This window comes from Enterobacter sp. RHBSTW-00901, assembly GCF_014103115.1.
Classification (GTDB): Bacteria; Pseudomonadota; Gammaproteobacteria; order Enterobacterales; family Enterobacteriaceae; genus Enterobacter; species Enterobacter cloacae_P.
In genome coordinates, this window is record NZ_JABXPB010000001.1 from 4,437,663 (window position 1) to 4,458,075 (window position 20,413).

The 20,413-nt window shown below is 51.3% G+C and carries 17 protein-coding genes and 1 pseudogene; 15 read left to right on the forward strand and 3 right to left on the reverse strand.

The features are described from left to right. The first annotated feature begins 311 nt into the window (after window positions 1-311). The 15 genes from gspC (at window position 312) to HV318_RS21495 (ending at window position 16,561) form a co-directional block, all read left to right on the forward strand. Window positions 312-1,043 (forward strand): type II secretion system protein GspC, encoded by a 732-nt coding sequence (gspC, locus tag HV318_RS21425; RefSeq protein WP_182274332.1) that lies wholly within the window; start codon window positions 312-314, stop codon window positions 1,041-1,043. Window positions 1,044-1,056: 13 nt separating this feature from the next. Next, window positions 1,057-2,982, forward strand: a complete 1,926-nt coding sequence (gene gspD, locus HV318_RS21430) for a type II secretion system secretin GspD (protein ID WP_182274333.1) — start codon at window positions 1,057-1,059, stop codon at window positions 2,980-2,982. Window positions 2,983-2,995: 13 nt separating this feature from the next. Beyond that, window positions 2,996-4,474 carry a type II secretion system ATPase GspE gene (gene gspE / locus HV318_RS21435; protein ID WP_182274334.1) on the forward strand — a complete coding sequence of 493 codons (1,479 nt, stop codon included), beginning with the start codon at window positions 2,996-2,998 and terminating at the stop codon, window positions 4,472-4,474. Beyond that, window positions 4,474-5,682, forward strand: coding sequence for a type II secretion system inner membrane protein GspF (gene gspF / locus HV318_RS21440; protein WP_182274335.1), 1,209 nt, complete (start codon window positions 4,474-4,476; stop codon window positions 5,680-5,682). The genes gspE and gspF overlap by 1 nt, the downstream gene beginning before the upstream one ends. Window positions 5,683-5,685: 3 nt before the next feature. Further along, window positions 5,686-6,135 carry a type II secretion system major pseudopilin GspG gene (gene gspG / locus HV318_RS21445; RefSeq protein WP_182274336.1) on the forward strand — a complete coding sequence of 150 codons (450 nt, stop codon included), beginning with the start codon at window positions 5,686-5,688 and terminating at the stop codon, window positions 6,133-6,135. Then, window positions 6,135-6,620 carry a type II secretion system minor pseudopilin GspH gene (gspH, locus tag HV318_RS21450; RefSeq protein WP_182274337.1) on the forward strand — a complete coding sequence of 162 codons (486 nt, stop codon included), beginning with the start codon at window positions 6,135-6,137 and terminating at the stop codon, window positions 6,618-6,620. The genes gspG and gspH overlap by 1 nt, the downstream gene beginning before the upstream one ends. Next, window positions 6,613-6,993 (forward strand): type II secretion system minor pseudopilin GspI, encoded by a 381-nt coding sequence (gene gspI / locus HV318_RS21455; RefSeq protein ID WP_182274338.1) that lies wholly within the window; start codon window positions 6,613-6,615, stop codon window positions 6,991-6,993. The genes gspH and gspI overlap by 8 nt, the downstream gene beginning before the upstream one ends. Continuing rightward, entirely contained in the window at window positions 6,990-7,616 is a 627-nt protein-coding gene (gene gspJ / locus HV318_RS21460) for a type II secretion system minor pseudopilin GspJ (RefSeq protein WP_182274339.1), read from the forward strand. Before gspI ends, gspJ begins: the two co-directional genes overlap by 4 nt. Then, the gene (gene gspK, locus HV318_RS21465; protein ID WP_182274340.1) at window positions 7,613-8,623 is read left to right on the forward strand and encodes a type II secretion system minor pseudopilin GspK; all 1,011 of its coding nucleotides are present in this window, start codon (window positions 7,613-7,615) and stop codon (window positions 8,621-8,623) included. The genes gspJ and gspK overlap by 4 nt, the downstream gene beginning before the upstream one ends. Before the next feature lie 15 nt (window positions 8,624-8,638). Beyond that, window positions 8,639-9,781, forward strand: a complete 1,143-nt coding sequence (gspL, locus tag HV318_RS21470; RefSeq protein WP_182274341.1) for a type II secretion system protein GspL — start codon at window positions 8,639-8,641, stop codon at window positions 9,779-9,781. Beyond that, the gene (locus tag HV318_RS21475; RefSeq protein WP_182274342.1) at window positions 9,778-10,263 is read left to right on the forward strand and encodes a type II secretion system protein M; all 486 of its coding nucleotides are present in this window, start codon (window positions 9,778-9,780) and stop codon (window positions 10,261-10,263) included. The genes gspL and HV318_RS21475 overlap by 4 nt, the downstream gene beginning before the upstream one ends. After that, complete coding sequence (locus HV318_RS21480; RefSeq protein ID WP_182274343.1) at window positions 10,260-11,057, forward strand: prepilin peptidase; 798 nt, start codon at window positions 10,260-10,262, stop codon at window positions 11,055-11,057. Before HV318_RS21475 ends, HV318_RS21480 begins: the two co-directional genes overlap by 4 nt. Before the next feature lie 240 nt (window positions 11,058-11,297). Continuing rightward, window positions 11,298-14,012, forward strand: a complete 2,715-nt coding sequence (locus tag HV318_RS21485; RefSeq protein WP_182274344.1) for a glycosyl hydrolase family 18 protein — start codon at window positions 11,298-11,300, stop codon at window positions 14,010-14,012. A gap of 134 nt (window positions 14,013-14,146) precedes the next feature. Next, window positions 14,147-14,593 (forward strand): type III secretion system invasion protein IagB, encoded by a 447-nt coding sequence (gene iagB / locus HV318_RS21490; protein WP_182274345.1) that lies wholly within the window; start codon window positions 14,147-14,149, stop codon window positions 14,591-14,593. 138 nt (window positions 14,594-14,731) lie between these two features. Continuing rightward, complete coding sequence (locus tag HV318_RS21495) at window positions 14,732-16,561, forward strand: glycoside hydrolase family 19 protein (protein ID WP_182274346.1); 1,830 nt, start codon at window positions 14,732-14,734, stop codon at window positions 16,559-16,561. A gap of 512 nt (window positions 16,562-17,073) precedes the next feature. On the opposite strand, the gene HV318_RS21500 is transcribed toward HV318_RS21495, so the two are convergent. From HV318_RS21500 to HV318_RS21510, 3 genes and pseudogenes are all read right to left on the reverse strand, one after another. Continuing rightward, the gene (locus tag HV318_RS21500; RefSeq protein WP_182274347.1) at window positions 17,074-18,495 is read right to left on the reverse strand and encodes a PAAR domain-containing protein; all 1,422 of its coding nucleotides are present in this window, start codon (window positions 18,493-18,495) and stop codon (window positions 17,074-17,076) included. 204 nt (window positions 18,496-18,699) lie between these two features. Then, window positions 18,700-18,900 (reverse strand): annotated as a pseudogene (locus HV318_RS24395) (hypothetical protein); the annotation flags it as partial. Between the two features lie 412 nt (window positions 18,901-19,312). Then, window positions 19,313-20,326: a 3-beta-hydroxysteroid dehydrogenase gene (locus tag HV318_RS21510; RefSeq protein ID WP_182274349.1), complete on the reverse strand. Its 1,014-nt coding sequence runs from the start codon at window positions 20,324-20,326 to the stop codon at window positions 19,313-19,315. Window positions 20,327-20,413: the final 87 nt, after the last annotated feature.

Sequence of the window (20,413 nt, forward strand, 5' to 3'; positions counted from 1 at the left end):
GCTTGCCGTCTGCCTGCAACCCGAATTATTTAGGGCATAGCAACAGGACGTGAAAGTAAGGTAAGCACCGGAAATGGTCAATTTGCACACAGGGTAAAAATATCTTCCTGGTGAGCCCTAACATCTGGTTTTTATACGGTCAATATTTTTCTTTATGAAAGTTGGTGGCAAAGTCAGTGGTCGCATTCGGGGCGGGTAATTACTATTTCCTCACATATTGGCGCAGTACGACGCTGCTTATTTTTGCTTTGCTAAAGGCCAGGTGAAAAATGAGATTCTCATTTCTGTCACAGTGGATCACCCCTTGTATTATGTTTGCGCTGCTGGTTTTCTGCGGTCAGCAAGGGTATATGACGTTTAAAGATTATAAAAAAGTTACGAATAATTTGGCTAATTCGGATGAACAGCCACTGAGAAAACGTACCGAAGAAAATACGTTTACACTTTTTACAGCGGCAGTGCGTCAGGATAATTTACCGGCTGCGGTAAAAGCCCCTCTGGCGGCGGAAATAGAAGGGATTGTCAGCAGTGACGATCCCTGGCTTTCCTTTGCTGTGATTAAAACGTCGGGTGGGCAGAAAAGCTATCGTGAAGGGGAATCGCTGTCTGGTTTTGGCGATGCTTATATTCAGGAGATCAATAAAGATAATGTGGTGGTTAATTATGAAGGTACTCCGCAGGTACTGGCATTAAAGCGTCCTGATTATTTTAAGGGCGGTGTTGAAAGCGGCCCGGTCGCTAAATCAACGAAAGATGCCGGTGCTGATAGCGTACATCTGAATGATTATCTGGTGTTAAAACCCGTAATCGAAAAGGGCCAACTGGAAGGTTACAACATTAACCCAGGAAATGCGTCCGCTTTCTACAAGCATTCAGGGCTGCAAAAAGGGGACGTAGCGATAAAAGTGAATTCTGTCGATATGACCAATGAACGTGATGCAAAAACTATTGTTGCTAACTGGCCGAAAATGAAAGAAGCGGAGGTCGTCGTCAGACGTCACGCTCACCTTGAAAATATTCGGGTTAATGTTCTAAACAATTAACAAGTGTACAGACATGAAGAAATTTCCCTGGGCGTGCGTGGCGCTGACCGCATTGTCGTTATATTCGGGTTCGCTGTTCGCAGCTAACTTTAGCGCGAGTTTTAAAAATACGGATATCCGCGAGTTTATCGATACGGTGAGCCGTAATTTAAATAAAACCATTCTGGTCGATCCCTCTGTTCAGGGAACGGTCTCGGTCAGAACCTACAACGTGCTGACGGAAGATGAGTATTACCAGTTCTTCCTGAGCGTGCTCGATTTGTATGGTTTGTCGGTGATCCCGATGGATAACGGGATGGTGAAAGTCGTGCGTTCAAGCGTGGCGCGTACTGCCGGGGTTCCCGTTGCGGACAGCAAAAATCCGGGCAAGGGCGATGAGATAATCACCCGTGTGGTCAGGATGGAGAACGTCCCGGTACGTGAACTGGCTCCGCTACTGCGGCAGTTAAACGACGCCTCCGGAATCGGTAACGTCGTGCATTTTGAACCGTCAAACGTGCTGTTGCTGACCGGTAAAGCCTCCGTGGTTAACCGCCTGGTCGATCTGGTACAGCGCGTCGACAAAGATGGCGTTCAGCGCCGTGAAATTGTGCCGCTGCACTATGCCTCGGCCAAAGCGCTTTCGGATATGTTGAATAACCTCAACAACGAAGAGCAGAAAGGGCAAAACGCACCGCAGCTGGCGACCAAAGTGGTGGCCGACGACGAAACCAATAGCCTGGTGATCAGCGGCCCGGAAGATGCGCGCGCGCGAACCCGCTCGCTGATTGGCCAGCTCGACCGCGAACAGAGCAATGAGGGCAACACCCGCGTGTTCTACCTCAAATATGCCAATGCCAGCAAAGTGGTTCCGGTGTTAACCGGGATTGGCGAGCAGCTGAAAGATAAACCGGGCACGGCAAAAAGTAAAACCGCGGCGGCGTCGACTGACCTGAATATTACCGCCGATGAATCGACCAACTCTCTGGTGATCACCGCGCAACCTAACGTGATGAATTCGCTGGAGAAGGTGATCGACAAACTCGATATCCGCCGTCCTCAGGTGCTGGTGGAGGCCATCATTGCTGAGGTTCAGGACGGTAATGGTCTGGATCTGGGCGTGCAGTGGACCAGCAAGCACGGCGGCGTACAGTTTGGCTCTACCGGCCTGCCGATTAGCCAGATTAAAAATGGCACGATGAAAGGGGCGAGTTTTACCGGTCTGGCAACGGGCTTCTTTAACGGTGATTTCGGTGCGCTGATGACCGCGCTTTCGACCGATGGCAAAAACGACATTCTCTCCACGCCAAGTGTGGTGACGCTGGATAACAAAGAAGCGTCGTTTAACGTCGGTCAGGATGTGCCGGTACTTTCCGGTTCACAAACCACCAGCGGCGACAACGTCTTTAATTCTGTTGAGCGTAAAACTGTCGGTACTAAGCTCAAAATCGTGCCACAGATCAACGATGGCGACATGATCCATCTGAAGATCGAGCAGGAAGTCTCCAGCGTAGACAACAGTGCAACAGAAGATGCCAGCCTTGGCCCAACCTTCAACACCCGCACCATCAATAACGAAGTGATGGTACACAGCGGGCAGACGGTGGTGCTCGGCGGCCTGATGGAAAACGTCACCAAACAGTCGGTCTCCAAAGTGCCTCTGTTGGGGGATATTCCACTTGTCGGGCAGCTGTTCCGCTACACCTCGCAGGACACGGCGAAGCGTAACCTGATGGTCTTTATCCATACCACCGTACTGCGCGACGACGACAACTACAGCGCGGCCTCGAAAGAGAAATACGACCAGATCCGTGCTCGTCAACAGCAGCGCGTGGAAGAGAAAAAGCTGGGGATTATCGAGCCGTCAGATAACGCCGTTTTACCGGCATTCCCGGGCCAGGGTAGCACCACGGCGGTAAAAGCCAGCGCCTCCACGCCGCGTAACCCGTTCAAAGAGTAGCAGGAGGTGCAACGTGGACGAGCTGAGTAACGCGCTCTGTAGCAGTAGCTACGCAAAGGATAACGGCATCCTGTTTTACCAAAACGATGTCTATATTCGTGACGATGCGCCAGCGTTTGCCCTGCTGGAAATGCGCCGGGTGCTGGGGCGCGCCTTTATCCCGGTGATCCTGACGCCTGAGGCGTTCGAGGAGATGCTGGCAAAAATCTGGCAGCAAAGCAGCGGTGTGTCCCAACAGCTGGTGGATGACATGGATGCGGATATTGATCTCATGGCGCTCACCGAGGAGATCCCCGATAACGAGGATCTGCTGGATAACGACGAAAACTCACCGGTGATCCGCCTGATTAACGCCATTCTCGGCGAGGCGGTGAAAGAGGGGGCATCGGATATTCATATCGAAACCTTCGAGCGCACGCTGAGCATCCGTTTTCGCGTCGACGGCGTGCTGCGCCCGGTGCTACAGCCTGCGCGCAAACTCGCGCCGCTGCTGGTGTCGCGTATCAAGGTGATGTCAAAACTGGACATCGCCGAAAAGCGTCTGCCGCAGGATGGTCGTATTTCACTGCGCATTGGCCGCAAGGCGATCGATGTGCGTGTGTCGACCATTCCGTCACAGTATGGCGAGCGGGTGGTTATGCGCTTGCTCGATAAAAGTAACCTGAAGCCGGATATTAATAAGCTCGGCCTGATTGACGAAGAGCTGGAGAGGTTAAAAGGACTGATTGACCGTCCGCACGGCATTATCCTGGTCACCGGGCCGACTGGCTCCGGGAAAAGTACCACCCTGTACGCCATTCTGTCGGCGCTTAACGGACACGAACGTAACATTCTGACCGTGGAAGACCCGATCGAGTATGAGCTGGAAGGGGTGGGGCAGACGCAGGTTAACCCGCGCGTGGACATGACCTTTGCCCGCGGGCTGCGCGCCATTTTGCGTCAGGACCCGGACGTGGTGATGATCGGCGAAATTCGTGACGGGGAAACCGCGCAAATTGCGGTGCAGGCGTCGCTCACCGGTCACCTGGTCATGTCTACGCTGCACACCAACAGCGCCGCAGGGGCGATTACCCGTTTGCGTGATATGGGTCTGGAGTCGTTTTTAATTGGATCATCGTTGCTCGGTGTCATTGCCCAGCGTCTGGTGCGTCGGTTGTGTATCCATTGCCGAACCACCAGTCCGCTGGATGACAATGAAAAGGCACTGTTCAGCTTCATGGACACACCACCACACGCGATTTATCGCGCCGTGGGCTGCGAACATTGCCGTCAGAGTGGGTATCAGGGGCGTGCGGGGATCCACGAGTTTTTGGTTGTCGATACCGCCATGCGCCGGGCCATTCATGAAGATAAAGATGAAATGTCCATCGAGACACAGCTCTTTAAGCAGGCCTACAGCCTGCGTGAAAACGGGCTGATGAAAGTCATCAGCGGCGTGACCTCTCTGGAAGAGGTGATGCGCGTCACCGCCGAACGCGGAGGGGATGAGTAATGGCCCTCTACGCGTGGACGGCGACGGATGCGGCAGGTAAAACACGGCGCGGTACTCAGCAGGCCGAAGGGCAAAAGCAGGTTCGCCAGTGGCTGCGTGAGCAGAAGCTTATGCCCGTCAGCATCACCGAAACCCGTGAGAAAGCGGAGTCTGGCAAGGCGAAAACGGGCACAAAGCTCTCCACGCCGGTGTTGTCGATGTTTACCCGTCAGCTGTCGACGCTGGTCAATGCCGCGCTGCCGCTGGAGAGCGCGCTGAAGGCCATTTCTAAGCAGACGGAAGATAAAAAGCTGGCGGCGATGGTGGTGGAGATCCGCGAGAAAGTCGTGGAAGGACACACCCTGTTCGACGCATTCAGCCAGTTTCCCCGCACCTTCGACAAACTCTACTGTACGCTGGTGATGGCCGGTGAAAAAACCGGTCATCTGGGCGATGTGCTGGAAAAACTGGCGGAGTACAACGAGCAGCGCCAGAAGATGAAAAGCAAGCTGACGCAGGCAATGGTCTATCCGATTACGTTGACCGTTGTGGCCATCGCGGTGATCAGCATTTTGCTGGTGGCGGTGGTGCCGCAGGTGATTGAACAGTTCACCCACATGAAACAGCAACTGCCCATTACCACCCGCACGCTGATTGCGGTGAGCGATTTCCTGCAGGCGTATGGCATTTACATTGTCGGCGTGTTGGGTGGTGGTTTCGTCGGCTTCAGGGCCTGGCTCAGAAATGCCAAAAACCGCTTCAAATGGAACAGCTGGCTGGTGAATGGTTCGCCGATCAAAAAGCTGGTGTGCGCCATCAACAGCGCCCGCTATATCCGCACGCTGAGTATTCTGCAGGCAAGCAGCGTGCCGCTGCTGGAAGGGATGTATATCGCGATGGACGGTATCGAAAACCTTTATGCCCGGCAGGTGCTGGAGCAGGCGGCGGATACTGTGCGCCAGGGGGCATCATTATATGCGGCGCTGGAACAGGCGAAACTCTTTCCACCCACCATGTTGTATATGATTGCCTCCGGTGAAGAGAGCGGTGAATTAGGCAATTTAATGGATCGCGCGGCGGAAAACCAGGAATCGGCCTTACAGCATCGCATTACATTAACACTGTCGGTATTTGAACCGGCGCTGGTGGTATCAATGGCGACGATTGTTTTATTCATCGTCCTGTCAATATTACAACCGCTTCTGCAACTTAATAATATGGTAGGTTAAATCATGGCTATAAAAAGAAAACACCTGGCTCACCAGGCGGGCTTCACATTGCTCGAATTAATGGTGGTCATTGTTATTCTCGGTGTACTGGCGAGTATGGTGGTGCCTAATTTAATGGGTAACAAAGAAAAAGCGGATGCACAAAAAGCAACCAGCGATATTGTCGCCCTCGAAGGTTCTCTGGATATGTATAAGCTGGATAACCACCGCTATCCGACCACGGAGCAGGGGCTTCAGGCGCTGGTGACCAAACCTGAAATCGCGCCAGTTCCGAACGGTTACCGCGCAGATGGCTATATTCGCCGCCTGCCGCAGGACCCGTGGGGTAATGATTATCTGATGGTGAGCCCGGGTGAACATGGTGCGGTAGATGTATTTTCCGCTGGTCCGGATGGTGAAGCAAATACTGCAGATGACATCACCAACTGGTCACTGGATAAAAAAGATAAATAATGAAAAAACAACGTGGCTTTACGTTGCTGGAAATTATTCTGGCGCTGGTGATATTTGCCAGTTGCGCCATGATGGTGGTGTCAACAATACCGTCACGCAGCGGTGCGGATATATTTGGCCAGCAATTAAAAGCCCTTGTTGATTATGGTTCAGACCGCGCCGTGATGGACGGAAATATCGTGGGTCTGGTACTGACGGCGGATAAGTATCAGCTGGTCACGCCTGAAGATAAAAACGGCGAACGCCACTGGGTACCGTTATCCGCCGGACGGATTACCACCAACGGCGATTTTCCGGAAGAGATGCATGTTTCGCTTTCTCCACAGCGTCTGGCGGCGACGCCAGAGGCCGAACCGCAGGTGGTCTTTTTGCCTGATGGTGAGATCAGCCGCTTTACGCTGACGCTGCAAAGCTACGACAAACAGCATCACTTTCGCGTGGTGTCGCAAGGTGCTGCCCCGGTATCGGTAGAGAACGATGACTAAAGGCAAGGTTAAGCAACACGGGATGACGCTGCTGGAAGTGATGGTGGCGCTGGTCATCTTCTCCACCGCCGCGCTGGCGCTGATGAACTCGGTTTCCCTGAACGTACGCTTCACCCACGGTCTGGCCGATACGCTGCAGGCCAGTTGGGTCGCGGAAAACCAGCTCGCGGAAGCCCAACTGACCAAAAGCGATTTCCCTGATGCCGAAGAGCAGGGAACGGAAATCATGGGGGGACGCAGCTGGAACTGGCGCAAACAGCGGGTGAAAACGGCCAACAACGGTTGGGCGAACACGATCCGCGTTTATGCGGAAGGCGATGAAAGCCAGCCAGTTATCGCGCTGCAGATCATCCCGCCGGGAGAGAGCAAGTGAATAAGACCCGACGCCAGCGAGGATTTACCCTGCTGGAGATCATGATTGCGCTGACCATTTTTGCGGTGATCAGCACCCTGGCCTGGCAAATCCTGGACGGGGCGATGCGCACCAGCTCGGCAACCGATGCCAGCGCGGCGAAGCTCAACCAGCTTCAGCGTGCCTGGAGCCTGATGGAGCGCGATTTTTTCCAGCTCCAGGCGCGTGCGCCGCGTAATGAACCGGATCTGTTTCGTCAGGATGGCGATGCCATTGAACTGACGACCCTGAACGGGGTGAGTGGAACTGTTCAGCTGGAGCGCGTGCGCTGGCGGCTGGACGAAGGTCGCTTGTATCGGGATGTCTGGCCAGCCATTGATAGCCCTGCGGACGTCAAACCGGAAGAGGTGCCGATTGTCAGAGAGGTGAAATCACTGCAATGGCGCTTTTATCGCAACGGCTGGCTGAAAAGCTGGACGGACAGTGCCCATCAACCGGATGGCGTGGAGCTGACGCTCACCATGGAAAACGGTGACACCTGGCGATGGGTGTTTACCACTCCCGGAGATAGGCCAGAGGCCTCTGTCAGCGCACCAAAAGAGAGAACAGATGCGCCAGCCCCGGCACCGGAAGTCAAACCATGAGGCGATCGTATAAACAGAAAGGGGTTGCCCTGTTAGTTGTGCTGATCCTGCTGGTCATGATGTCGGCACTGGCGGCCAAAATTAGCCAGCAGTTCTGTCGCAACCTGCAGAAAACCCACTATCAGGTGAGCCAGCAGCAGTTGCGCTGGGCGATGCAGGAGCAGGAAAAGGTGGTGAAAAACCGGCTGCAGACCGATGCCAGCGGTGAAAGCAAAGCGCTCGCGCCTGACGGTGACTGGCATCAGCCGCTGGAAACTCAGGGCGATGATTATACGGTGGTAAGCCAGGTGGAGGATGCGCAGGACTGCTTCAACGTTAATAACCTGCTTGCCGCAGACAAGATTGCTCAGGGGCAAAATGCCCCTGCCGTGCCGGAAAAACCGCGCAAGGAACAGATTGTCGAACACGTTTTGACGGACAGCGGTATCAGCCAGACCACGGCCGAAGAGATCTATCTGCAGCTGGTGGATTACCTGGATGGCGATACGACGACGGCTAAAGAGGGAGCAGAGACGGATGCCTGGGCGGCTGTTGTGCCTGCCCGCCTGCCGGCAAACCAGATGATGCGCACCATTGCAGAGATAAAGCTGTTACCTGCGTTTCCCGCCGCAGCGTACCCGAAAGTGAGCAAGCTGTTATGCGCGCTGCCGGACACGGCCAGCAAGGTGGATGTGAATACCCTTAAACCGGAACAGGCCGCCGTACTGGCCGCCATGTTTCCTGGAAAAATAAATGAAGACGATGCCGCTCGCCTGATCGCTTCGCGTCCTGAAACCGGCTGGGAAAGTATGGAAACGTTCAGCAAAGCGCTGGAACAGGCTTTCCCGCAGTTGAAAGATGAGTTACCGCAGGTGGCAGAACAGCTCGCCATCAATAGTCGGTATTTCCGCGTCAACTATACCGGCAATACCGATGAGCTAACGCTTCGCATGGTGAGCCAGCTTCAGGTGAATAACGAAGCGGGTGAAATTGTGACGTGGCAACGTCGTTACCGAATGATTGAATAAGAAAAGTAGAACGCTATGAAACAGGTACTTTTTATTCGTCCCGACAGCCGTGAGGACGGGAAAATCGGGTGGTGTGACTCCGGCAGCCAGCAGGTGACAACGCTGGACAGCCAGGAGGCACTGACGATCCTTGCTGAACACCCGCTGGCATCCCGCGTCTGTTTGCTGTTGCCTGCCAGCGAGATGATCTTCCGTCACTTTACGCTGCCGAAAAAAGTGGCGTCGCAGGCGACGGCGTTCTCGTGGATGGCGGAGGAGACGCTGATTGGCGAGGTGGATAATCTTCACTGGACGGTACTCCACAAGAAGGGGGGCGAAGTGGATGCGGTGGCCATTGATACCGGGATCTTGCATCAGTGGCTGGCCCGTTTTCATGAGGCGGGCCTGAAGGTCATTCAGGTATTGCCGGATGCCTGGTTGCTGCCTGTGGCCGCAGGTGGAAGTACGCTTATCGCGCTGGAGGAAAACTACTGGCTGCGCTTATCCCCCCATACCGCCTGTAACGTTGAGGCGAGCCTGCTGCCGCTGCTCATGCAAAAAACCGGTGAAGGAGAGGTGTGCTGCTATGGTGACATCCCTGCCGGTGTTGAGGCGGATGAACAGCTGGCGTGGCAGCACCCGTTAGTGTTGATCCAGCCGCAGTGGCAAAACTGCCGAGTCAATCTCCTGCACGGTGCCTTTAGCGCTAAAGCGGCAAACCGCGGGGCGACGAAAGGGCTAAAAGCCGCTTTCGTGGCAATGGGCCTTCTCTCGCTTGGCTTGTTGTCAGGGCCGCGTATTGCAATGGCGTGGACGCTGGTGCAGCAGGAAAACCAGGTTCAGGAGGCGATCGTGCAGCTTTATCAGCACCACTTCCCCAGCATGCGACAGCAGACCAACATCAAATACCACTTTGGTCAGAACATGAAGAAGCAGAGAAAGGGGATTTTCCTTCAGCTGGACGCGCTGGAAAAAGCCCGGCAGTCCGTCCCGGCGATGGAAATTAATCTGCTTGAATACGATGACGCGCAAGGTGCATTGACGCTGAGCGTCAGGGCGCAAAACGCTCAGGCATTACAGGATTTTATTCATCAGGCCGGTACGCATTTTGATTTCTCTTTACATCCGATTTCAAAGGATGCGCCGTATACCGCCATGATCACAGGGAAATATAAATGAAGGCACGAATCACACAGCTCAAATCTCGTTACCAGAATTACAGCGCCAGAGAAAAAGCAATATTAAAAATATGTTTGGCTGCAATATGTAGTGCTGTTGTTTATTACGCCGGGGTGATCCCACTGGATACGATGATTAAAGAGAGTCAGTCGGTACTGGCACGACAAACAGAAACGCTGAACTGGATGAAAGCAGAAATTGACAGGCATCATCTCCCGGTACAAAAAATTAAAACAGATAATCCACGTAGTGTGGTGGAGAACAGTGCGCACGAGATTAACTTAACGCTGACGGATGTCCGCCAGGATGGTCAGACGCTGGCATTTGCCATTAACCGGGTTAACGTTTATGAATTAAAAAACTGGTTGCGAGAGATCAATCTGACGTCGGGCGTAAGGCTACAGAAAATGAATCTCACACCGGTGGATCATCTCAGCGATGTTAAAGCCGAAATCCAGTTGACCTGGAAAAAGGCAGTATGAATACGCTGATACTCGCGCGGGAGAGCTATCCTGTCGGGTTTGCTGTCATGAGCGGAGGACTCGGCGCGATCCTGGGGAGCTTTCTTGGCGTGGTCGCAGAGCGTGTGCCGGGAATGGTGATGGATGAGGAAAACTGCGGCAATCTCCTTTTCCCTGCGTCGCACTGTCCGGTGTGCCAGCATTCACTTCACGCGTGGGAAAATATACCGCTTATCAGCTGGCTGGTGCTTCGCGGGCGTTGTCGCTGCTGCCAGACGGCAATTCCACTGCGGTTATTTTTAATCGAACTTTTTACTGCGCTGTTTTTGGGGTTGACGGCCTGGTGCATACCCGGCGTTCAGGCATTGTTCTCGATCTGGGTGCTGGCGGCCTTTTTACTGCCGCTGGCGATGATTGACTGGCAGCATCAGCTTCTGCCGGATTGCCTGACGCAGCCGCTACTGTGGGCGGGGTTGTTGATACATGCATTTGACCATGCGCTACCGCTACGCGATGCGTTATTGGGGGCTGTGGTGGGTTACCTCTCGCTCTGGCTTCTGTACTGGACGTTTCGTCTGACAACCGGGCAAGAGGGGTTGGGGTATGGTGACTTTAAGCTTCTGGCCGCGTTAGGTGCCTGGTGCGGCTGGCAGGAGATACCCGTCATTGCGTTAGCTGCCGCGTTAAGCGGTATTGTCGGCTATTTTGCATTTAATAATTTAAATAAAAATAACCACGCTATTTCTTTCGGACCTTATCTGGCATTTGCCGGAATAGTGGTATTTATGGGCCAATCGTTCGCTTTCATTATTTGAATATTCAGGTCAAGTTTTTTTTAAAAATCTTTTCGACGAGAAAATGAAAAGATGGCTCTTTTCTTTCAGTGTATCGTGACAGATATAAGTCAAACGGAATTCAGGCTTTTATCTTTTGATGGAGAAATATCACGCGTTACAAATGATTTTGTTTAAATGCAAGTTATGCGAAAAGTACCCCATATTTTAAAGGAAGATATGGGATCGAATCTTTGTGAATAAATTTATCAGGAAATAAAAATGAAATTTATGAAGCCGAAATATCTGGCGCTCTTTATTGCAGCGGCAACCAGCTCTGCATTTGCAGCTGCGCCAGGTACACCGACTATTAGCAGCGGCAATGATAAGTTTGCCCTCGTTGAAGTCGATCAGGCCGCGCAGGACTATAACAGCCTCGTCAAAGTACATAACGATGGCGTGGATGTGAAGGTGGAGTGGAACGTCTGGAGCGGTGATGCACCGACGTCAGCGAAAGTGCTGCTGGACGGGCAAACCGTGTGGTCTGGTGCGGGCAGTGCCTCTGGCTCTGCGACCTTTAAGGTGAAAAAAGGTGGTCGTTACCAGGAGCAGGTTGAACTCTGTAACGCCAGCGGTTGCACCAAAAGCGCCAGTAAGCTGATTATTGTCGCGGACACCGACGGTAGCCATTTGCTGCCGTTGAATACACCGCTGCAGGAAAACAACAAAACCTTCGCTCAGCATACGGATAAAGTGGTTGGTGCATACTTCCCTGAATGGGGTGTGTACGGTCGTAACTTCCCGGTGGATAAAATCCCGGCCGCCAACCTGAACCACATTCTGTACGGCTTTATTCCCGTCTGTGGCGGCGACGGTATCAACGATGGCCTGAAAACCGTCGAAAATGGCAATAGCTTTGCGGCGTTGCAGCGTGCCTGTGCAGGCCGTCCGGATTATACCGTGGCGATCCACGATCCGTGGGCTGCCCTGCAGAAACCACAGTCTGGCGTCTCCAACTGGGATGACCCATACAAAGGTAACTTCGGTCAGCTGATGGCGCTGAAAAAAGCGCACCCGGGCCTGAAAGTCCTGCCATCTATCGGGGGCTGGACCATGTCCGATCCGTTCTTCAAAATGAACGATCCTGCTATTCGCGCGCGCTTTGTCTCCTCTGTGAAAGATTTCCTGAAAACCTGGAAATTCTTTGACGGTGTGGATATCGACTGGGAATTCCCTGGCGGCGGTGGCGTGAATGAAACGCTGGGTAACATTCAGCAGGATAAAGCAACCTACACGGCCCTGATGCACGATCTGCGTGCAATGCTGAATGAGCTGTCGACGGAAACAGGCCGTACCTATGAACTGACCACGGCGATTGGTTCCGGCAAAGATAAGATCGACGACGTGGATTACACCACCGCTCAGCAGTACCTCGATCACATCTTCCTGATGAGCTATGACTTCTATGGCGCGTGGAGCAACACTGAACTGGGCCATCAGGCGGCACTGCATGCTCCGGCATGGCGTCCGGATACCAACTACACCACGGCTAATGGTGTGGATGCGCTGCTGCAACAGGGCGTACAGCCAGGTAAGATCGTTGTGGGGACCGGGATGTATGGTCGTGGCTGGACCGGCGTGCATGGCCAGACGGGTAACAATCCGTTCACGGGTACCGCAACAGGTCCTGTGAAGGGGACCTGGGAACCCGGCGTGGTTGACTATCGTCAGATTGTCAACGAATACAAAGGCAAGCCTGGCTGGGAATATGGCTATGACGCTGACGCCGAAGCGCCTTACGTCTTTAACAAATCCACCGGCGATCTGATCTCCTATGAAGATACCCGCTCGGCGACCGCGAAAGGTAAGTACGTTCTGTCGAAACACCTGGGCGGCCTGTTCTCCTGGTCTATCGACTCGGATAACGGCGATATTCTGAATGCGATGAACGAAAGCCTGATGGGTGGCTCTGCACCGGTTGATCCGGTTGTGACTAACCATGCACCGGTTGCGACGGTGGCTGACCAGACCGTCACTGGCCCGGCCACCGTAACGCTGGACGGTTCCGCTTCTGCCGATCCGGATGGTGATGCGATCACCTACAAATGGACGCAGATCTCTGGTCCATCGGTAACCATCAGCAACAGCACGAAAGCGAAAGCGTCCTTCAACGTGTCGGCTGTCACCAGCAACCAGACGCTGGCTTTCCGCCTGACCGTGACTGACGCGAAAGGGCTGAGCAATGCGGTTGACGTACAGGTCGTGAACAAAGCGCCGAAAGCTAACCAGGCACCGGTTGTGAACCAGATGGAAGCCGTGACCCTGGAAGCAGGCCAGAGCTTTACCCTGAACGCACAGGCTGCGGATCCAGATGGTGATGCGCTGACCTACTCCTGGAGCGTTCCTGCCGATATGCATGCCACCGGTACGGATACCTCCAGCGTCACAATCACGGCACCAGAGGTAAGTTCAGACTCCAGCTACACCCTGAGCGTGATCGTTTCTGACGGTAAGACCAGCGTACAGTCCAACGTACAGGTCACCGTGACTCCGAAAGCCGTAGATAACGTGACCCCACCAGCAGATGACGTTACCCCACCTTCTGACGACGTGACTCCGCCAACTGATGACGTAACACCGCCAGCTGACGAAGGTTCTGCGACAGGCAGCTGTGACAACCCGGTTGACGCCAATGCCAGCAAATATGCGGCATGGTCCGCCAGCAAGGTTTACAACAGCGGCGATACCGTCAGCAGCGATAACCTGGTGTGGAAAGCGAAGTACTGGACTCAGGGTAACAAACCTGGCTTTGGTGCCGACGCGTGGGAACTGGTCAGCCAGGTGAAAATGAACTGGCGTTCAGACATCGTTTATAACGGCGGTGAAACCACCACGTATCAGGGTTCTGTATACCGTGCGAAATGGTGGACCCGTGGTGATAAGCCAGGCAACAGCGATGTATGGGTGAAAGAAGGCGCGTCTGCGGACTGCAAATAATCTTCTGAACCAAAATTGCGGGCGCGATATTCGCCCGCAATACCCGACCACACCCCGCTTCGGGTGTGGTCAATTCTAAAATAACAGTGACGTGCGCAAGGAGAGGATGGGATATAACGTAAACAGGTGCAGAAATGAAACGCATAATTTTATTATTACTGTTAGTTAGCCAAAGCGTATTTGCAAACTGCTGGGATAAAGCGGCGTATTATTATCATGTCGATCCGTATTTATTATTTGCCATCGCGAAAGTGGAGTCGGGTATGAACCCTTACGCTATCGGCTGGAACCGTGATGGTTCACATGATGTAGGGTTAATGCAAATTAATAGCACGCATTTTGAAGAGTTACAGCGATATGGGATTGATGAGCGCCGTCTGATAACTGAGCCCTGCACCTCCATTATGGTGGGTGCCTCAATATTATCAAATATGATTAAAGTATACGGTTATAACTGGGAAGCAGTGGGCACCTATAATGCCGGATTGAAAAAAGAAAATTATCCGCAGCGGATGATTTATGCCCATAAGGTCTGGCGTAAATATCAGGAAATAAAACCGCGTAGTACCTATGAATATTGATTTTTGTTTTTTGAAGAATACCGTTCAGTGTTCTTCAGAAAATGAAAAGAACTGCACGCTCAGGTTTATTTATTAACGGAATAATACATAAACCGGGTTTGCATTAACCATTGTTGCTTAAAAACAGGATTATTTGAGATGACTAAAAGGACTCTTCTGAGCGTACTCGTTGCAGGAGCATGTATTGCTCCGTTTATGGCTCAGGCTGCATCACTGCAGGCGACCAGCAGCGAACCGTACACCATGAAAGCCAGCGATCTGGCGAAAAAAGAACATGAGCTGACCAGTTTCCCACTAATGGCTTCCGTAAAGGACACCATCCGTACGCTGGATAACGCGCAGGTTGAAATGATCGAACCAGGTCGCGCGGCTAACCCGGATAACGTAAAACGTGTTGAAGGTATCGTGAAAGAGAGCGACTGGGAATACCTGTTCCCGATGCGCGCAGCCTCTTACACCTACAGCAACTTCCTGAAAGCGGTGGGCAAATTCCCGGCGCTGTGTAAGTCCTATAATGACGGACGCGACAGCGACGCGATTTGCCGTAAAGAGTTGGCAACCATGTTTGCGCACTTTGCCCAGGAAACCGGCGGCCATGAAAGCTGGCGTCCGGAGGCTGAATGGCGTCAGGCGCTGGTTCACGTCCGTGAGATGGGCTGGAGTGAAGGGCAGAAAGGGGGTTACAACGGCGAATGTAACCCGGAAATCTGGCAGGGCCAGACCTGGCCGTGCGGTAAAGACAAAGATGGCGACTTTGTGAGCTACTTTGGTCGCGGTGCTAAACAGTTGTCTTACAACTACAACTACGGTCCGTTCTCTGAAGCGATGTTCGGTACCGTTCGCACTCTGCTCGACAAACCGGAGCTGGTGGCTGATACCTGGCTGAACCTGGCGAGTGCCATCTTCTTCTTCGCCTATCCGCAGCCGCCAAAACCAAGCATGCTTCAGGTTATCGACGGAACCTGGCAGCCGAACGATCACGATAAAGCCAACGGTCTGGTACCGGGCTTCGGCGTGACTACCCAGATCATCAACGGTGGCGTAGAGTGCGGCGGCCCGACTGAAATCGCTCAGTCCCAGAACCGTATCAAGTACTACAAGGAGTTTGCTAACTACCTGAAAGTGCCTGTTCCGGCTAATGAAGTGCTGGGTTGTGCCAACATGAAGCAGTTTGATGAAGGGGGTTCCGGTGCGCTGAAGATCTACTGGGAGCAGGACTGGGGATGGAGCGCGGACACGCCAGACGGCAAGACGTACTCTTGCCAGCTGGTGGGCTACCAGACGCCATTCAGCGCGTTCAAAGAGGGTGATTACACTAACTGCGTGAAGAAATTCTACAACGTTAACATCATCAACGATGATGGTTCTTCCGTCACGCCTGCTGATGAAACACCGGTAACACCAGCGCCATCTGACGAGACGCCAGCACCAACGCCAACGCCAACGCCAGACGAGACCCCGGCTGAATCGGCGGTGGTAAACCATGCGCCAGTCGCGCAGATTGCCGGCCCGGTCGGCGCGGTTGAAGCCGGTGCTCAGGTTTCCCTGAGTGCGGAAGGTTCAACCGATCCGGATGGTAACACGCTGACCTACACCTGGCGTTCCCAGGACGGCACCACGGTGACCGGCCAGGACAAAGCGGTTGTCACCTTCACGGCTCCGGAGTCTGCTACGGCTCAGCAGATTGAAGTGAGCCTGACCGTCAGCGACGGTGAACTGAGCAGCACGACGACCTATCTGCTGAACGTGAAAGCGAAAGCGGCCGCACCGTCGAAAGACGAAGGCACTTCCGGCTCTTACGCAGCGTGGAGCGCGAACAGCAAGTACAAGGCAGGTGATATCGTGAACAACCACGGTAAACTGTTCCAGTGCAAACCGTTCCCGTACAGCGGCTGGTGTAACAACGCCCCGGCATACTATGAACCAGGCGCAGGTCTGGCATGGTCTGACGCCTGGACGGCTCTGTAAAAACAAACGGCAACCGAAAGGTTGCCGTTTTAGTTCGTGTATACCATTATCACCAGTATGATGAAACATTTACTTTATTGCATATAACATTACCGCAAGTGAACAAGCGAAAAAGGCAATAATCATGCTAAAATAAAAATGTATCACGTATATTCTGGTGAGTTTTTTAGGAAGCGAACGTATAAACTCTACATCATTAATATTTTCACTATATTTGGACTTTTTATTATATAACATAGGCCATAATATGAAACTCATCTTCATATTATATCCCGCTAAAAAAATGGTGATGATGTATAAAATAAATCTGTACTCAATGGTAACTTTCCAAATTTATTTTTATATAAATCACATATAGTATAAAAATTTCTATTGGCTATAAACATTAGAATGTATATAATTATACCTCCTAAAAATACTATACCTATTAAACTTAAAGTAATTGATGATTTATTAATCATTTTCTCTCTATGCCCTATAGATAAAATAATAACTCTTACTTTTCCCCTGTTTTATTTTGTCGCATTGTATATTACCTCACCGGATGTTTCACCTATCTTTTCTCCAGCCTTGCTTACGCCAAATGCTGCCGCTGCCTGTACAACGATCCCGCAAGCAATACCTCCAACGCCGCCCTCTGGAGCACTTAATGCAGTCAATACTACTGAACATATTGCGGTTGCACCAGACTCGATTGAAGCATTAAACATCGCAGGAACTAACAAACCTCCTGAAAACTTGCCAATTTCGGTATAAGCCGTTTTTTCACAATCTCTGCCAATTGTACAGGCATCATAAATAGAATTAGCACCATTCAATGCTGATAGACAAATACTAACTGCATTGAATGTTTTCATTAGCTTAGCCAATTTTGCCGATTTTTCTATATATGTTGCATAACCTTCAATATCGTTAACCCCTGTCTGATTCCATTTATGGACAATTGAAGACGAAGATAATCTTAGTGCTTTTTTTATATCATCATACTGAGCAAGACCAATGTGCTCCCTAAATATTTTAAAAAATATCCCATCCAGCTTTTTGAATAATTGTTTTCGTTCTACAAAAAATTTCTCACTAATTAATGCCCCATGCGTTGCATATTGGTTTTTATATGCATTCTGGATTTGATTTAATGTATTTTCAATTTCTCCAAAATATTTTTCTGACATGTCACTAAGAATGCCACCATAGTCAGAACCATATGAAGTAAACATATCTATTACATGTCTGCTTTGATACAAAAATCTTGCTTCATCTAATGTTAATGATTCCAGTGCACTATCAATTCTATCTCTGGCTTTCTCGATATGTTTGATTTGATCTGCATCCTGCTTTTCTGGATCTGCAATAATCAAAATTGAACCAGGTTTTTTCTTTATATCGGGATTTAATTTCTTATACAGCTCATGCGTTCCCTCCGGGGGATTAACAAAAATATAAGATTCATATGTTGAGGGAGTAGCCTCATAGGGTAATACGCAAAATCCCGCATCTACTGGTTCGCGTTGTTCTTCCTCTTTTACTGGCACAGGGTAAATTGGTTTTGGAGGTGTGGCTGCTGGTGGCTGAGGAGAGAAAGTTGGTGTTGACGCCGGTTTTGGTGCTATCGGGGTTGATATGGACGATTGAAGTCTTTGAGGTCTGGATACAGGCTCATCATCATAAGACATCGAAAAATCAGAAGGGATAAATTCACATTTACAATCACAACTTCCCCGACTATGCAAAGTCCCTGCTGCTGCTACACCATCTATAGAATAGAACGGAATTCCGCCCAAAATAGTATGAACCTGTTTATCAACTCCACATATGTATTTATCTCCATTTCTGGCTGTAGGTTGCCCTGTTAATGAATGTTGCGCATAACCTGTAATGATTGAGCCACCACATGTTGTTTTACAGCCCACAGTCAAAAAATATCCTCTCGCCATAATATTCTCCTTCTCCATTAGTTGAATCGTTAATAATTAAGTGACATTTTGGCTGTAAGATATTATACATTTTACATATGAGAATTGGGGGGGGGGATCACATTTATTACGTGGGGAAAAGTAACTAAAAATCAAATTATCACCACCGAGAATTATATATTGAATATCATTCCTGGTGGTGATAATTACTGTGGAATAACTGATTTAGAACTTCATTAACTCATGCGGTTTACTTTCCAATTTTAAAAGCGCTTCTAATTTTTCTTCATTGTAATCATATCTGTCGTAGTGTACAGATGAAACATCATGTAAAGCATGGTGCTGTATTCTGTCACGAATTTCTTTTGTGATTTTCAGTTGTCCAGCCAGAGTCTTAAACGTTCGGCGGAAATCTCGTGGGATAAATTTAATCACCTGGTGTTTTTTACAGAAGCGTTCAATATTATCAGACAGCATATCGCTGGACATATGTTTTGTTGGTCCCTGTGAATGTTTTCCATTCAAACCAGAAGCTAATTTATCTTTCCAGCGTTTGACCTTTTGATCGTAACCCTGATTAGGGAATAAATATTCATGTTCAGGATAACGTGAAATCATTATGTCGATCAATTCTATTGCGGAATCGCAGAGGATGAAATGATACCATTTTTTTGTTTTCGAAATCGCCGGAGGAACAGACAACGCCTTATTCTTTTTATCGTAATATTTTTTTGCCTCTTCCCCTATGGGAGAGGTGCAGGGTGAGGACATCAGGTCGCACTCCCTGTCTTTTGCCGGATGGCGTAGCGCTTACCAGGCCTACATGAGGCCGGGTCTCTTAGCGGTGCAATTTCCCGTGATCGCGTAACCACGCCGCCGTGCGCACAATCCCTTCATCCAGCGTCACAATCGGTTTATACCCCAGCTCGTTCTCAGCGCGTGAAATATCCAGCGTAAAGTCAAAGTTGAGCTTTGAGACGCCATAGTGCGTCAGCGCGGGCTCTTTGGCGGATTTACTGCCAAAACGCTCCATACTGCGGGCGATCATATCCAGCATCGGGTAGGGCACAGAGCGAATACGGCAGTGGATCTGCAACTCGTCAATCAGCCGCTGCACAATGCTGCGTAGCGTGCAGGACTCGCCGTTAGTGATGTTGTACGCGCGGCCTGACACCAGCTTATCGCAGTCCGGCTGGCTCGCCAGCCACATGGCGTGTACGGCGTTTTCGTAATAAGTCATATCCACCAGCGCATCGCCACCCCGTGGCAGCAGCACGCTACCGTAGTGGTGCATCATCTGCGCCAGACGCGGGATAAACACTTTGTCATGCGGGCCGAACAGGCTTTGCGGACGCAGCACGGTAAACCGCGTATGCGGGTTCGACTGCGCCAGCAGGTCGATCACCTCTTCGCTGGCCGCCTTGCTGCGGGCAAACTCACAGGCAAAACGCGCCGGACGGAAATCTTCCTGAATATCGCGGTGGTGGTGATAGTCGAAATAGAGTGATGGTGAAGAGATATGAATAAAGTTACGTACGCCCCATGCAACGGCCCATTCGCCCAGACGGCGCGTGGCGCGCACGTTGGCGAGATCAAAGGCTTCCTGCGTGCCCCACGGGGAAGTAAAACTGGAGCAGTGCCACAGCGTATCAATACCGGCGAGCATCACTTTTGCCTGAGAAGAAACCAGCTCCGTCAGGTCGGCGTGGACAAATTCTGCACCCATTTTTTGCAGAAGTTTACCCATTGCTTCATTGCGACCGGTCGCCCTGACGCTGATGCCTTTGTTGCGCAGAAACTCGACCGCATTTCGGCCTAAGCCGCTGGTCGCCCCGGTAACCAGTACCTTCATATCAATCCACTGTGTTGAAAAAGAATTTCGTGCGCATTCTTTCGTGAATTACGGCGCTATGCAATGGGAAAGGTGAAAGAATAAGAG